Here is a 16,105-nt window from a genome sequence, read left to right on the forward strand (position 1 = left end):
AATCAATGAATGAATTTTGACGTAAAATGGTATAATTTTGACGAATTTTATACCGTTAATCGATATTATTAGACAGATAATCCGAAAATATATGAATTTTGTCGAATTAAATAAGACATCTTATGAAATCTAAACTAAGCCTTTTTGTAATTATTTTATTGCTATTTAACTGTGGAAAAACTAAATCTAAAGATGAATTCTCAGTTAAAAAAAATACATCCAACAAAGCTGAATTTTCAATACTAATTCACGGTGGAGCAGGAAGTATTAGAAGAGATAATATGTCTGAAGAAAAAGAAGCAGAATATCGACAAGAACTTGAAGAAGCGATTCGGGTAGGTTATCATATTTTGAAAAATGGAGGTACAAGTTTGGATGCCGTTCAAAAAACCATAAACATTTTGGAAGACTCTCCACTTTTCAATGCAGGAAAAGGGGCTGTTTTTACTCATGAAGGTTTTAACGAACATGATGCTTCCATAATGGATGGAAAAACGCTAAATGCAGGCGCATCGGCAGGCACAAAAACCGTTAAAAACCCTATTAATTTGGCGCGTGCCGTTATGGACAAATCGCCTCACGTCATGCTTTCAGGAAGTGGTGCTGAAACGTTTGCCGAAGAACAGGGTTTAGAGATTGTAGCACCCAGTTATTTTTCAACTGAAAAGAAGTTGAAATCTTTAGAGCGTGTAAAAACATCCGAGAAAAATAAAGTGGCGTCGTTTTATGATGCTGACCTTCTAGATTCAAAATTTGGAACCGTTGGTTGTGCTGCACTTGACAAACATGGCAATTTAGCAGCAGGAACTTCAACAGGAGGTATGACTAACAAACGTTGGGGACGTATTGGCGATTCGCCCATAATCGGTGCTGGAACTTATGCCAACAACAATACTTGCGCCGTTTCAAGTACAGGTTGGGGCGAGTTTTTTATTCGTGGCATGGTAGCTTATGATATTTCTGCGCTTATGGAATACAAAGGGTTAACTTTAAAAGAAGCATCCCATTTAGTAATTCAGAAAAAACTACCGGAACTTGGAGGTAATGGTGGTATTATCGCTATAGATAAAAACGGTAATATGGTCATGGAATTTAATACCCAAGGCATGTTTAGAGCCACTATGAAGGATAAAGGCGAATTATATATTGGTATGTTTAAAGACTAATTTTAAGAACAATTTAACGAAACAATACAATCTAAATTCCAATTTTTGAACGTACTTTTATTAACGAGAAACTCCCTACGCTTTCTTTTCATCAGTTCATTTTCATCTAAAATCCATCAATCCATGGCATTAAAAAAGTTCTTTGCTTTCGTATTAATTATTACGTTAGCCGCATCTTGTAAAAAGAAAGTTGTAGAAACCGATAACCTTTTCAAGTTTCGAGATTACATCAGTTATACCACTTCGGGGATAACATCTGTGGCAAGCCCCATCCAAATCAATTTAGCCAATGACGTTGAAGGCTGGATAATGGGACAAGAAATAACCAATAAAATCGTGAGCATCAAACCTCATGTTGAAGGCAAATTAACAGTTGCAAACAATCACACCTTACTTTTCACACCCGATGAACATTTAGAACCAAACACAGAATACACGGTTACCGTAAAACTGAATGACATTTATAAAAATATGCCCGATGGGTTTAACAATTACACCTTTCAGTTTAAAACCATCACACCAAGTTTTAATATTGAAACCAATCATTTACAATCTTACAGCAAAAATTGGCAATACCTTGAAGGTGTTATAAAATCTGCCGATGCTATTTCTATTGAAGATGCAAAAACATTGATTGAAGCTTCTCAAAACGGCAAAAAACTAGCATTGGTTTTTAATGAAGCAAACAAAAGTTCTAAACATTTCGAATTCAAAATTGATAGTATAAATCGATTAATAGAAGACAGCAAAATCCTTGTGAAATGGAACGGAAAAGTTATAAAAGCTTCAAATGAAGGTGAAAATACCGTTGCAATTCCGGGCATTAACAATTTCACTATTATTGAAACAGATGTCGTTCAATCGCCTGAGCAACACTTATCTATTAACTTTTCAGACCCACTTAAAAAACAACAGAATTTTGATGGTTTGGTATCCATTCAAAATGTTAAGAATCCAAAATATATTGTTGATGGCAATGTGCTTAAAGTGTATCCCGACGGTAAATTAGTGGGCAATATTCAAGTTGATGTCTTTCAAGGCATTAAAAATACTGAAGGTTATAAACTGAAAAAACCATTTTCTGAAACCATTGCTTTTGAAGAGTTAAAACCTAGTGTCCGACTAATTAGCAATGGCACCATTTTACCAAATTCCCAAGAATTAAAATTCAATTTCGAAGCCGTTAATTTAAGTGCGGTTGATGTTCGCATCATCAAAATATTTGAAGATAATGTGCTTCAATTTCTTCAAGATAATAACTTGAATAGCAACAATAGATACGATATTAAAAAAGTAGGGCGTCGGATTGCAAAACAAACCATTCAACTTCAAACCGCAGCTGAAAATACAGGAAAATGGAAAGCGTATAGCATCGATTTATCCCATTTTTTTAAAGCTGATGCTGGGGCTATTTACAGAATAGAATTAAGTTTTGATAAACACTATTCACTATATGATTGCGAAGCCAATGCTGGTGTTTCAAATTCTGGAGACGATGATTATGAGGATTATTATGAAGAAGACTATTATCAGGATGATTATGCTGCATCTGATATAGAAGATGAAAATTTACGCGAAGAGCAATACTGGGATAATTTAATTTACCGCTACAAAAACTACACGTACAATTGGCGCGAAGAGCAAAACCCTTGTCATGATGCGTATTACAACGAGAACAAAATAGTATCTCAAAACCTTTTGGCTTCAAACTTGGGCGTTATTGCAAAACGAGGGGCAAACAACTCCTATTATTTCGCCGTTACCAATATTTTAAGCACAGAACCTGAAGCAAATGCAACAGTAAAACTTTACAATTTTCAGCAACAAGCACTTTCCAGTAGAACTACTGACGCTCAAGGTTTAACAACTATTGATGCCGAAAAACACGCCAATTTTGCTATTATTTCCAAAGGAAGTAACACCACTTATGTAAAACTTCATGATGGCAATTCTTTATCCTTAAGTAAGTTTGATGTCTCCGGAAACCGTTTGCAGCGTGGACTAAAAGGCTACCTGTATGGAGAACGTGGTGTTTGGCGACCGGGAGACACTTTGCATTTAACGTTTATGCTGAATGATAAAGCCAATAAACTTCCAAAAGGGCATCCTGTAAAACTTGAAATCACGGACCCAAATGGAAAATTGGTTCATAAAAAAGTTACCGCAGATAACTTAAACAACTTCTATAAGTTCACAGTTCCAACGTCAACAGAAGACAAAACAGGAAGCTACAATGCTAAAGTTTCAGTTGGGGGTGCCACATTTTATAAAAGTCTAAAAATTGAAACCGTTAAACCCAATCGTTTAAAAATTAAAATAGATTTTGAAAACGAAATTCTTTCGAGTAAAGCACCTTTAAAAGGCAATTTGGATGTAAAATGGCTCCATGGCGCTCCAGGAAAAAACTTAAAAGCTGAGGTTAAAGCAAAATTCAGTACTGCATATACTGCTTTTAAAAATTATAAAAACTATACCTTTAACGACCCAACACGAAAATTTCGAACTGAGGAAATTAATGTATTTGAAGGTAAAGTTAATGAAGAAGGTTTAGCAATTATAAACAAAAAGTTGAGTGTTGGTAAAAACGCACCAGGCATGTTGAAAGTTCAATTTTTAGTGCGTGCTTTTGAAAATGGAGGCGATTTCTCAATGGATGCCTTTTCCAAACAATACGCTCCTTATGAATCTTTTGTTGGATTGCGTTCTCCTAAAGGCAATGCTTATGGCTCGTTTTTTACAGATGAAAATCAGACGTTTGATGTGGTGGTTGTTGATGAAAATGGGAAACCTATTAAACGCAATAACCTTGAAGTTAAAGTTTATAAAGTTGAATGGCGTTGGTGGTGGAACTCATCTTATGACGATTTAGCGAGCTATGTTTCTAGTAATTATCACAGACCATATTCCACTTCAAAAATAAATACCGATGTTAACGGAAAAGCTAATTTCAACATAAAAATTCCAGATAATGACCGTGGAAGATACTTGATTAGAGTGTCCGACCCTATTAGTGGTCACGCCACAGGAAGAACCGCATATTTCTATAAAAACTGGTGGCAAAAAGCACCATCAAGCGATAAAGAAGCTGCAAAAATGTTAGTGTTTTCTGCGGATAAAGAAAATTATAATGTAGGCGAAACTGCTAAAGTGACGTTTGCCTCAGGAAGTGAAGGTCGTGCTTTGGTAAGCATTGAAAATGGCACCGAAGTGTTGGATTATAAATGGGTGAAAACGAGTAAAGGCGAAACGGTGGTTGATATTCCTATCAGCAAGGAAATGGCACCAAATGTATTTGTAAATATTTCATTATTACAACCACACGCTATTACCGCTAACGATTTACCAATCCGATTATATGGTGTGATTCCTTTGATGGTTGAAAACCCAGAAACTAAATTGCATCCAGAATTAAAAATGCCAGATAAGTTAAAACCAGAACAGACTTTTGAAGTGAAAATTTCAGAAAAAAACAATAAAGCGATGACTTATACTATTGCTATGGTTGAAGAAGGCTTGCTGGATTTAACACGCTTTAAAACGCCTAATGCTTGGGACGAATTTTATAAACGTCAAGCCCTTGGTGTAAAAACTTGGGATGTTTTTGACGATGTCATTGGTGCGTATTCAGGAAGTATAGACCAAGTGTTTGCCATTGGTGGCGATGGCGATGCTGCAGGTGGAAAAAACAAAAAAGCAAACCGTTTTAAACCTGTGGTTACTTATCTCGGGCCTTTTAAACTAGATGCTGGAAAAACAAAAACGCATCAAATTAAACTGCCAAATTATATTGGTTCGGTACGCACTATGGTGGTTGCTGGAAATAATAACAATGAAGCTTATGGAAGCACAGATAAAGCTGTTGAAGTTAAAAAACCGCTCATGGTTTTGGCTACGCTTCCGCGGAAATTAAGCCCAGGCGAAAAAGTAACGTTGCCAGTTACCGTTTTTGCTATGGAACCAAAAGTGAAGAATGTTAATATTAGTTTGAAATTGAGTAATGGTATTTCGGTTGTTGGGGAAAATTCCAAATCGCTTTCTTTTGCGAAACCTGATGAGCAAATGGCATATTTTGAATTGGATGTGAGTAAAGCGAAAGGCATTAATACCGTTGAAGTTATTGCGACTGGAAATGGTGAAAAATCGACGTATAAAGTAGAATTGGATGTTGTGAATCCGAACCCGATATCTTCAAAATCTACTGATAAGAGTTTAACTGGAAATACTTCTGAAACTTTAGAGTTTTCAACCTTTGGAGTTGTTGGAACAAATTCGGCAACTGTAGAGTTTTCAACCCTGCCTCCAATGGATTTTACACGCAGATTGCAATATTTGATTCAATATCCCCATGGTTGTGTGGAACAAACCACTTCAAGTGTTTTTCCGCAGTTATTTTTAGCTGACATTTTCGATTTAACTTATGAAAAGAAACAAAACATTCAGAAGAATATTGAAAATGGCATTAAGCGATTAGGACATTTCCAAAGGTCTCATGGTGGATTGAGTTATTGGATTGGAGAATCTAGTGCTAACGATTGGGGCACAAGTTACGCTGGTCATTTTTTGATTGAAGCCGAAAAGAAAGGTTACGTTTTGCCACTAACTTTTAAAAGCAATTGGTTGAGCTACCAAAAACAAGCGGCTAGAAATTGGCGACCAAGTTATCGCACTTATAATTCTGATTTAGCTCAAGCTTACCGATTATACACTTTGGCATTAGCTAGAAGCCCAGATTTAGGAAGTATGAACCGTTTACGAGAATTTAGTGAAATTTCCAACGAAGCCAAATGGCGATTGGCTGCGGCTTATGCTTTGGCTGGACAAAAAGAAGCTAGCACTAAAATTTCGCAATCGGCAAACATCAACTTTAAACCGCAACGTTATAATTATTACACATACGGCTCTGTGGATAGAAATAGAGCGATGGCTTTAGAAACTATGGTGCTCACTAAAGATTCAAAAATGCGAGGATTGGCTGAGGATATTGCTAAAGATTTATCTGGTAATAGATGGATGAGTACGCAAACCACAGCTTATAGTTTATTGGCTATGGCGAAAATGGTGGATGCGAATGGTGGAAAAGCACTAAGCGTAAATTACAGTATTAATGGTGTTTCTGAAAGTATTGAAACAAAAAGTGCTATCGCGCAACGTGAACTGAAAATTGTGGATGGTCTTAATAAAATGACATTTAAAAATGAAAAAGATAATGTGGTCTATGTACGGGTTTTAAATTCTGGAAAATTACCCCTCGGACAAGAATTGGTAGAACAACGCGGATTAAGTATTGCTGTGCAATACAAGGATTTAAAAGGGAATAAAATTGATGTTTCTAAATTATTGCAAGGTCAGGATTTTGTAGCTACGGTTAGTGTTAGTAATTTGAAAAACAACTCGGTTAATGATGTGGCTTTAACACAAATCTTCCCGTCAGGTTGGGAAATAGTCAATACGCGTTTTACCGCTTTTGGAAGTACAACCACAAGCGCAGCAAGACATACCGATATTAGAGATGACCGTGTAAATTTCTATTTTGATTTACCTAAAAAAGGAAAACACAGCACAAAAATCTTTAATATGATGCTGAATGCATCGTATTTAGGAACCTATTATTTACCGGGTGTGCAAGCGGAAGCCATGTATGATAATGAGTATTTGGTAAGGACTAAAGGGGAATGGGTAGTGGTTGAGAAGTAGTATAAACCACCTCGTCTTCGTTTTCTTTTTGGAAAACCGAACCCACTCCTCCTTAAAAAAGGAGGAGATTTGAAATTGTGACTAAGATTGATAATTAGAGCTAAATTTGAAATTTAAACCTCTAAATAACATCTTCCCTTTTAAGTGTAGAGCTTGTGTCAATTTATTTCGATAATTACTAATTTGTGTAGCTGCTTTTAAGTATCTTTTATCATGAACAAGATTTTACAAGTAAGGCACAAAAAAGAATTAAAGTTGTTTTTACAAGCGGTTTAAAAGTAAATTTTAGTTTGTGCCCATCATCTATATTGTAGTTATTAACTTATCATTTGTTAATATTTTTAGCGCAATAGTGTCAGTGTCATTAAATCTTTTTTATATTTGTGCTGTAATTAGGTATATATAAAGGGATTAATATAGCTGTGATTATACTTTTAAGAGGTTTATTGCGTTTAAAATACAAATGATCAACTAGACGAAATTGCATTTCGTCGAACTTTTTTACGTTTTATAGATGTTTTTTTAGTAAATTTACTTTGCTATCATTCTTTTTTTTATACATTTGCGTCCCAATGATGATACAAAATAAAAGAATATTTGCCTCAATCTTATTTGTATTAATAAGTGTTGTATGTGTTGCACAAGGTAGTGAACCGCCACCGCCTTTGCCGCCACCGCCTTTTGGTTTTCCAATAGATGGAGGTGTTATATTGGGTGCCATTATCGGATTATTATATGGTGGTAAAAAGTTGTTAATAAACAAAAAAGAGCATTAAGGCTTTACCTTAGCTCCATTAATCGCGCCACATATTTTCCTAAAACATCAAATTCTAGATTAACCTTAGTGCCTTTTTTGAAGGTTTTAAAGTTAGTATGCTCATAGGTATAAGGTATTATTGCTACACTAAATCTATTTTTTTTAGAAGATATTACCGTTAAACTTGTTCCATTAATAGTAATAGACCCTTTTTCAATTGTCATATTATTTAGAGATGCATCATATTCAAAAGTAAATACCCAACTTCCATCTTCATTTTCAATATTCGTGCAAATTCCTGTTTGGTCAACATGCCCTTGAACAATATGTCCATCAAGTCTATCTCCCAATTTCATGGCACGTTCAAGATTTATGGTATCGTCAACTTTAAGCGTATTCAAATTGGTTTTATCCAAAGTTTCTTTTATTGCTGTAACCGTATATTCTTTATTATCAATAGCAACTACAGTTAGGCAAACTCCATTATGAGCAACACTTTGGTCTATTTTTAATTCATCTGTAATATTACTTTTTACAGAGATATGTAGATTATTTTGGTCTTTTTCCAAATTGGTAACAGTACCAAGAGATTCAATAATTCCAGTAAACATAATATTGTGCGTTTATTTGGTTAAATTTGCACTTCAAAATTACAAACAAAAAATTAGTATTGTCAATGAAGAATCAAGAAAATATTGTTGTAGGAATTTCGATAGGCGATTTAAACGGAATTGGTGGAGAAATTATATTAAAAACCTTTGATGATGCTAGAATTCTTGAGTTTTGTACCCCTGTAATTTTTGCCTCGGCTAAAGTGATGAGTTTTTTAAAGAAACACTTTGAGTCGTCAATTGACTTTCATAGTATTTACGATATTAATCATATTGCGCATGGTAAAATAAATGTTTTTAATTGTTGGAAAGAACCAGTAACTATCAATTTTGGTCAAGAAGACCCTAAAATTGGCGAGTACGCTTTAAAATCGCTTCAGGCCGCAACAAAAGCTTTAAAAGAAGAGCGTGTGGATCTTTTGGTAACAGCACCAATTAATAAGCACAATATACAATCTGAAGCTTTTAATTTCCCAGGACATACAGATTATCTGGCCAAAGAATTGGGTGGAGAAAGTTTAATGTTTATGGTTACCGATACATTAAAAGTTGGTCTGCTTACAGATCATGTGCCTGTTAAAGATGTGTCAGATCATATTTCAGAAGAACTCATCACCAAAAAAATTGAAACAGTTTACAATACGTTACGGAAAGATTTTAGAATAGTGAAACCCAAAATAGCAGTTTTAGGCATCAATCCGCATACTGGCGATAATGGTGTCATTGGAAGTGAAGATGACGCTATTATGCGACCTACTTTAAAGAAAATAAAGGAAAAGGGGAAATTAGTTTACGGCCCTTATGCTGCTGATAGTTTTTTCGGAACAAAAAATTATAAAAATTTCGATGCCATAATAGCATCATACCACGACCAAGGTTTAATACCTTTTAAAACATTATCATTTGGTCAGGGTGTTAATTTTACTGCTGGCCTAACACGAGTTAGAACCTCCCCAGATCATGGAACGGCCTACGAAATAGCAGGAAAGGGAATTGCCGATGAGAGTTCGTTTAAAGAAGCGATTTTTATGGGAATATCTATTTTTAGGAACCGATATGATTTTGAGGAACTTACATCAAATCCCTTAAAAAAAAGCCCTAGAAAAGTAGGTTTAAAAAAATAGCTATATCGTATCTGGCATAAGTAAAAAATTTATATATTTGCAGGCTCAAATTAGTTGTGATAATGAAGCCACTAAAAGAATATACAATCCCTTTTGTGGGATTAAAGGTTGCAATACACGATTTTGAGTTTAAAATAGACCAAACGTTCTTTGATTATTTTGAGTATGAAGATTTTAATGCTGTAAAGGTTGCTGTAAATGTTGCTTTAACAAAAAAAGAAACTTTACTAGAATTACATTTTAAAATTAATGGACATGTTACTATTAATTGTGATTTAACAAACGAGCCCTATAATCAAGGCATTGAAAATGAATTTGATTTAGTAGTGAAATTTGGACAAGAGTATAACGATGAAAATATCGATATACTTATTATTCCACATGGCGAATATGAAATTAACATCCAACAGTATATTTACGAACTGATAATTCTTGCTGTACCTATTAAAAGGATACACCCAGGAGTTGAAGATGGTACATTAGATTCAGAAATTCTCGAAAAACTTGAAGAATTAAGCCCTAAAGGCGAAAAAGAAAAAACAAATGAGGAAATAGATCCTCGTTGGAATACATTAAAGAAATTATTAACGGATAAATAATATAAAAAATGGCACATCCTAAGAGAAAAATCTCGAAAACAAGAAGAGATAAAAGAAGAACACATTATAAAGCAACTGTGCCACAGATTGCTACATGCCCAACAACAGGAGAAGCTCATTTATACCACAGAGCACATTGGCATGAAGGAAAACTGTACTACAGAGGCCAGGTGCTAATTGATAATTCAGAAGCAGCAGAAAACTTAGCATAATTAATATGCATGCATATATAAAACGTTCACTTGTGAGCGTTTTTTTTATACAATAAGTTTTTCTAAAACATAAAAACAAATTAATTTGCATCATATTTATTCAAAATTTCCTATTTTACATCACATTTTGGATGATTTTGAATCATTTAAAGCATTTTTTTGCAACAACTAAAAGGTATGGGGAAAATTTCAGCAGCAATTACTGCGGTAGGAGCATATGTTCCAGAGTATGTATTAACCAATCAAATTCTTGAAACAATGGTGGATACGAATGACGAATGGATAACGAGTAGAACTGGAATTAAGGAAAGAAGAATTTTAAAAGACGATGGCAAAGGCACATCTTACCTAGCCATCAAAGCAGCACAAGATCTTATAAACAAAAAGGGTTTAGACCCAAAAGATATAGAACTGGTCATTGTGGCAACCGCAACTCCTGATATGAAAGCAGCCTCAACGGCGTCGTTCACGGCATCAGAAATTGGAGCGGTAAATGCTTTTTCTTTTGATATGGATGCGGCCTGTTCTAGTTTTTTATACGGCATGTCTGTTGCAGCAATGTATATTGAATCTGGTCGTTATAAAAATGTATTGCTTATTGGGGCCGATAAAATGTCTTCAATAATAAATTATAAAGATAGAGCCACATGCATTATTTTTGGAGATGGTGCAGGTGCAGTTTTATTTGAGCCTAATACCGAAGGCCTAGGCTTTCAAGATGAATATCTAAGAAGCGACGGAACTGGCAGACAGTTTCTACAAGCTACTTACGGAGGATCTTCACACGCTTTAACAGCAGAAGTTTTGGAAAAAGGCGGTCAATATGCTTTTCAAGAAGGAAGAACCGTTTTTAAAAATGCTGTTTTTAATATGGCTGATGCCACAGTTAAAGTGCTTGAACGAAATAATTTAACTAAAGATACTGTAGATTGGTTGGCAGCACATCAAGCTAATAAACGTATTATTGACGCTACCGCACAACGCATAGATTTAGATGCGGAAAAAGTGATGGTAAATATTCACAAATACGGAAATACAACCTCCGCTACATTACCTTTACTTATTAATGACTACGAATCACAACTTAAAAAAGGTGATAACATCATATTCGCCGCTTTTGGTGGCGGATTCAATTGGGGCGCTATTTATTTAAAATGGGCCTATAATTCTTAATAACTAACTATTAAAACCAATAGCTAAATTATGGATATAAAAGAGATTCAAAACTTAATTAAGTTTGTTGCCAAATCGGGAGCAAGCGAAGTTAAATTAGAAATGGATGATTTAAAAATCACTATCAAAACAGGATCAGACAATGAAGGTGTATCTCATGTACAGTATGCACCAGTTGCTGCACCACAAATGGCACAAGCTCCGGCTCAACAGGCAGAAGCAGCTGCTCCAGCAGAAGCTGCTCCACCAAAAGCAGCGCAAGAAGATACTTCAAAATTCATTACTATAAAATCACCAATAATTGGTACATTTTATAGAAAACCTTCACCAGACAAACCTTTATTTGTAGAGGTTGGGCAAACTATTAGTGAAGGCGATGTGCTTTGTGTTATCGAAGCAATGAAACTTTTCAATGAAATAGAATCTGAAGTTTCAGGAAAAATAGTTAAAGTTTTAGTTGACGATTCTTCACCTGTTGAATTCGACCAGCCACTATTTTTAATAGATCCGTCTTAATTTTAAGTTTAGAAGTTTTAAGTTTAGAGTTTAGGTGCCTTAGCATTTAGACTTATAAACTACTAAACTATAAACTCTTAAACTCATTTAAGTTATGTTTAAAAAAATATTGATTGCCAATAGAGGCGAGATAGCGTTACGTGTTATTAGAACCTGTAAAGAAATGGGCATTAAAACCGTGGCGGTTTATTCTACTGCAGACGCAGAGAGCTTGCACGTAAAATTTGCTGATGAAGCCGTTTGTATCGGCCCTCCATCTAGTGCAGAGTCATATTTAAAGATGTCTAATGTGATATCTGCTGCCGAAATCACTAATGCAGACGCTATCCATCCAGGTTATGGTTTTCTATCTGAAAACGCCAAATTTTCTGAAATTTGTGAAGAACATGGTATCAAATTCATTGGCGCTTCGGCTGATATGATTGATAGAATGGGAGATAAGGCAAATGCCAAGGAAACCATGAAAGCTGCTGGTGTACCCTGTGTTCCGGGAAGTGATGGTGTAATTAAGGATTTTGAAGAGTGTATAAAATTAGCTAAAGAAACAGGCTATCCTGTAATGCTTAAAGCTAGTGCCGGTGGTGGTGGAAAAGGAATGAGGGGCGTTTTTAAGCCTGAAAACCTTAAAGATGCTTGGGATTCGGCGAGACAAGAAAGTAAAGCTGCTTTTGGAAATGACGATATGTACATGGAGAAACTTATTGAAGAACCAAGACATATTGAAATCCAGATTGTTGGAGATTCTAGAGGTAAGGCTTGCCATTTATCGGAAAGAGATTGTTCTATACAGCGTCGTCATCAAAAACTGACAGAAGAAGTGCCATCTCCTTTTATGACCCCGGAACTTCGTAAAAAAATGGGAGCTGCTGCCGTAAAAGCTTCAGAATATATTAAATACGAAGGTGCCGGAACAGTAGAGTTTTTGGTGGATAAACACCGTAATTTCTACTTTATGGAAATGAATACGCGTATTCAAGTAGAACATCCTATTACAGAACAAGTCATTGACTTCGATTTAATAAGAGAGCAAATTTTAGTAGCGGCAGGAGTGCCAATTTCGGGTAAAAATTACGATCCGAAATTACATTCCATAGAGTGTAGAATAAATGCTGAAGATCCTTATAATGGCTTTAGACCATCTCCAGGGAAAATTACAACCCTACATGCCCCTGGTGGTCATGGTATTCGTTTAGATACTCATGTTTACGCAGGTTATACCATCCCGCCAAATTACGATTCTATGATTGCGAAGTTAATTACAACGGCGCAAACCAGAGAAGAAGCGATCAGTAAAATGAAACGTGCTTTAGACGAATTTGTTATAGAAGGTATAAAAACCACAATTCCATTTCATAGACAATTAATGGATCATCCAGATTATATCGCTGGAAACTATACTACTAAGTTTATGGAAGACTTTGTAATTCAAAAACCAGAAGTAGAAGAATAAAAAGTATAAACTCCGGAAGCGATTTCGGAGTTTTTTTATGGTGTTACTGTAAAGGGTTGGGCTTTTACTACTCTCTCGATGATCTCGAAATCAAACATGCTGTTCCCCCGAAGCGTCGGGGCCTAACACAAGGGTTTGCTAGATTATGGTTTTTAAATTGAAAGTTAATTTTGTTTTTGGAGAAGCTTGTTTAACGGTCTTGTATAAGAATAGTATAGCGGAAAAAACGCACGAACTAATCGGTTTAACACAAGCCAAATTTTTATACGTTGTTGTGCAACGTACTTTCTCGCAAGTATGCAAAGGACTGTGGCGGATTCAATCCATAATTTTGTTTGATACAAAGATTCATTTTGTATTTTTTAGGATTTTTAACTTCTATCGCATATCCATTTTCTTTACCATCGAAATATTGCATATAATAATCTTCTGTTATTCCAGAAAATTTGGAAGTTTGATTCCACAATAGTTCTAATTCTTCGTGAAAAATTCTATCAATTTCAAATTCGCCTATTACTTTACTTATTGGTGCAGATGCATAAACAATGATCACTTTAACCTCTTTATTTTTAAACAAGGTTCGTCTAAATTCAAATTTCTTTGTTCCATTAAATATCTTGTTTGCAAATTCAGGTTTAATCGATAATATAACTTTCATTAGCTCTTGCTTCTTTTAATATTTGTTCAAATTTCGCATCACTTATTTGTTCAAAACCTCGTGGTGCATCTTGTATGATATTTAATTCCCTCAATCTCTTTAGGTTAACTTTTGGCATTGGGAATGAGTCAATGTATAAAAAATTAACGATAAAAGGCCTATTATTTTTTCTGTAATTCCAAAATTCTTTTAATCCCGCATCATCAAAAACACTTCTCTTTCGACAGAGTTCGATAAAGTGATTTTCATCTCGAATATTGGTTACGACATTTTCTACAACTCCAATAGTTGAGACAACTCCAGCGTAATGACCACCAGTTCTATAGAATAGCACCAAATCTCCACCGTTTAAATTTCTATTGTAAGAACGTGATATATAGACCTTTTTAATTGCATTTCGATAAGGCTCATTTTCAGTAAAATCTTGTGGTGACTCATTATTGAGAATTGAATCGGGAAATAGTTCAGTATGGTATTGTGGATATATCGGAACAATCCATTTGGTTGTATTTTTTGATACAGCTGGAAATGTTAGTTTTGGTTGTTGCAAGTTAGGGGCTGGTTTACATTCTCTAACAAAAACTTGCTCAATACCGTCGTCGGTTGTTTTAGTCCCCCAATGTTTAAATCCCCAATCTTCTAGTAAATAAATAAGTCTTAATTGTTCATCCCTTTTATTGAAAATAGTTACATAAATTTCTTCTACATCATATTGTAGTGCATTATCAAAAATTACTTTTAGAAATCTTTCTCCTAATTTGTACCCAGTTGATGTAACTTTGAAGGTTCCGATTTTTAGTCTTTTCTTTTGAGGAAATGACGGTTCTATATCATTGTAAACTTCATTGGTATCTTCCTGTTTTAAATATAAGAATGCTTTTACATCTCCATCTGTAATACATACATACGAAATGTTATCAGCTTTTTTATTGAACCATTTTCCAAACTCGTTATAGTCTTGTTTGAATGAATCAAAGAATACATCATTGAGGTTGATGTTCCCGAAGTATTCTTTTTTTACTGCTAATACTTGATAATTTTTTAATTCAGGGTTTTCTGCAATGCATTTCTCTAAAAAAGCATCGATTTTGAAAACCTTTTCTGAACAACCTAAAAAGTTAGCTTTTCTATGGATTCCTCTGTCTTCAGTTATTAGAAAGTCAAGACGATTATTATATACCTCATTTAATATACTCGTATCTATAAAATCGTTACGTGATTTATCTGATTGGCGAATTTGCGTTATTAATTGGTCATCGGCTGAAACCGTTTTCAATAGATTGTAGTTGGCAATCTTAATTTTCATAGTTTTAACTACATTCTCATCTTGATACCCAGAAATTTCTTCAAGTGAAAGTGGATGAACGCATTTATCAAATTTTAGTTTATCAAGCCAATTGAAAAGTAGCCCTATATCTTCGTTGAAAACACGATTTGCCTCACGATGAATTATTATGTTAGTGTCAATAAGTATTCTCATAATTTTCTAAATATTCAAAAATTGAAGTTGTGTCTTCGTCGATAACTCTAAATAAAGGTATATCTAATTTTTGTGAAATGTATTTGGCGTGTTCGATTTCCATTACTTGCATTTTTTCAAGAACATCTAATTTGTAAGACGAGTTGTCTCTTTCCTTTAATCTTTCAAAGATTACTTCAGGTTCGCAGGTCAGTAATATTATTGATTTTGGTTGAATTCCAACAAAAGTAGATTCATCAATTTTTTCAGGCTCTCCGTTTGAGTTTAATAGTGTGAAATGACCGTCAAGTAAATACGTTTTATTTGGCTCTATTATTTTATCTAAATTATTTAGTAATCTATCTTGTGTTGTCTCGAAATCTTGAACCTTTTTATTCTTTAAATCACTTATCTCATTCCATTTGAGAACTTGACTTGCGGACAAATGCTCAAAATTAAATTTTTGAGTTAATTTTTCACAAACAGTTCCTTTTCCAACTGCGTGAATTCCTCCGACAAATATTATTTTCCTATCATTCATAGTGTTGGTTCATTATTTTGCACAACTTTAGGCGGATATGAAAACGTTTTAATGTTTGATATTCAACATCAAACGAATATAGATGAAATTTTTTACAAAGTCAAGTGCTTTATTAAATTGACCACCGACGCAAGCGCTAGGGAAT

The 16,105-nt window shown here is 34.5% G+C and carries 13 protein-coding genes; 9 read left to right on the forward strand and 4 right to left on the reverse strand.

Features of this window, described 5'->3' with window-relative positions; all coding sequences use genetic code 11:
- Positions 1–122: 122 nt before the first annotated feature.
- The 3 genes from ABXQ82_RS00155 to ABXQ82_RS00165 all read left to right on the forward strand — a co-directional run bounded on the left by ABXQ82_RS00155 (position 123) and on the right by ABXQ82_RS00165 (position 7,636).
- A complete protein-coding gene (locus tag ABXQ82_RS00155; RefSeq protein WP_367053300.1) occupies positions 123–1,166 on the forward strand; it encodes an isoaspartyl peptidase/L-asparaginase in 1,044 nt (347 codons plus the stop codon).
- Positions 1,167–1,289: 123 nt separating this feature from the next.
- Positions 1,290–6,860 (forward strand): MG2 domain-containing protein, encoded by a 5,571-nt coding sequence (locus ABXQ82_RS00160; protein WP_367053302.1) that lies wholly within the window; start codon positions 1,290–1,292, stop codon positions 6,858–6,860.
- Positions 6,861–7,432: 572 nt separating this feature from the next.
- Positions 7,433–7,636 carry a hypothetical protein gene (locus tag ABXQ82_RS00165; protein WP_367053304.1) on the forward strand — a complete coding sequence of 68 codons (204 nt, stop codon included), beginning with the start codon at positions 7,433–7,435 and terminating at the stop codon, positions 7,634–7,636.
- A gap of 4 nt (positions 7,637–7,640) precedes the next feature.
- Here ABXQ82_RS00165 and ABXQ82_RS00170 read toward each other — a convergent pair whose 3' ends face one another.
- The gene (locus ABXQ82_RS00170) at positions 7,641–8,228 is read right to left on the reverse strand and encodes a riboflavin synthase (protein WP_367053306.1); all 588 of its coding nucleotides are present in this window, start codon (positions 8,226–8,228) and stop codon (positions 7,641–7,643) included.
- A 65-nt stretch (positions 8,229–8,293) separates the two neighbouring features.
- Between ABXQ82_RS00170 and pdxA the strand changes: the two genes are divergently transcribed.
- The 6 genes from pdxA to accC all read left to right on the forward strand — a co-directional run bounded on the left by pdxA (position 8,294) and on the right by accC (position 13,302).
- The gene (gene pdxA / locus ABXQ82_RS00175) at positions 8,294–9,352 is read left to right on the forward strand and encodes a 4-hydroxythreonine-4-phosphate dehydrogenase PdxA (RefSeq protein WP_367053308.1); all 1,059 of its coding nucleotides are present in this window, start codon (positions 8,294–8,296) and stop codon (positions 9,350–9,352) included.
- 62 nt (positions 9,353–9,414) lie between these two features.
- A complete protein-coding gene (locus ABXQ82_RS00180; RefSeq protein ID WP_367053310.1) occupies positions 9,415–9,951 on the forward strand; it encodes a DUF177 domain-containing protein in 537 nt (178 codons plus the stop codon).
- An 8-nt stretch (positions 9,952–9,959) separates the two neighbouring features.
- Positions 9,960–10,163, forward strand: a complete 204-nt coding sequence (rpmF, locus tag ABXQ82_RS00185) for a 50S ribosomal protein L32 (RefSeq protein ID WP_367053312.1) — start codon at positions 9,960–9,962, stop codon at positions 10,161–10,163.
- Between the two features lie 177 nt (positions 10,164–10,340).
- Positions 10,341–11,336: a beta-ketoacyl-ACP synthase III gene (locus tag ABXQ82_RS00190; RefSeq protein WP_367054017.1), complete on the forward strand. Its 996-nt coding sequence runs from the start codon at positions 10,341–10,343 to the stop codon at positions 11,334–11,336.
- Positions 11,337–11,366: 30 nt separating this feature from the next.
- On the forward strand, positions 11,367–11,852 hold the full coding sequence (gene accB, locus ABXQ82_RS00195) for an acetyl-CoA carboxylase biotin carboxyl carrier protein (protein ID WP_367053314.1): 486 nt from the start codon (positions 11,367–11,369) through the stop codon (positions 11,850–11,852).
- Positions 11,853–11,946: 94 nt separating this feature from the next.
- Entirely contained in the window at positions 11,947–13,302 is a 1,356-nt protein-coding gene (gene accC, locus ABXQ82_RS00200) for an acetyl-CoA carboxylase biotin carboxylase subunit (RefSeq protein WP_367053316.1), read from the forward strand.
- Between the two features lie 262 nt (positions 13,303–13,564).
- Here accC and ABXQ82_RS00205 read toward each other — a convergent pair whose 3' ends face one another.
- From ABXQ82_RS00205 to ABXQ82_RS00215, 3 genes are read right to left on the reverse strand one after another with little or no spacing between them, the layout of a single operon-like run.
- Entirely contained in the window at positions 13,565–13,960 is a 396-nt protein-coding gene (locus ABXQ82_RS00205; protein WP_367053318.1) for a hypothetical protein, read from the reverse strand.
- On the reverse strand, positions 13,938–15,440 hold the full coding sequence (locus ABXQ82_RS00210; RefSeq protein ID WP_367053320.1) for a PIN domain-containing protein: 1,503 nt from the start codon (positions 15,438–15,440) through the stop codon (positions 13,938–13,940). The genes ABXQ82_RS00205 and ABXQ82_RS00210 overlap by 23 nt, the downstream gene beginning before the upstream one ends.
- Positions 15,424–15,960, reverse strand: a complete 537-nt coding sequence (locus ABXQ82_RS00215) for an ATP-binding protein (RefSeq protein ID WP_367053322.1) — start codon at positions 15,958–15,960, stop codon at positions 15,424–15,426. Before ABXQ82_RS00215 ends, ABXQ82_RS00210 begins: the two co-directional genes overlap by 17 nt.
- Positions 15,961–16,105: the final 145 nt, after the last annotated feature.

This window comes from Algibacter sp. 2305UL17-15, assembly GCF_040720935.1.
Classification (GTDB): Bacteria; Bacteroidota; Bacteroidia; order Flavobacteriales; family Flavobacteriaceae; genus Jejuia.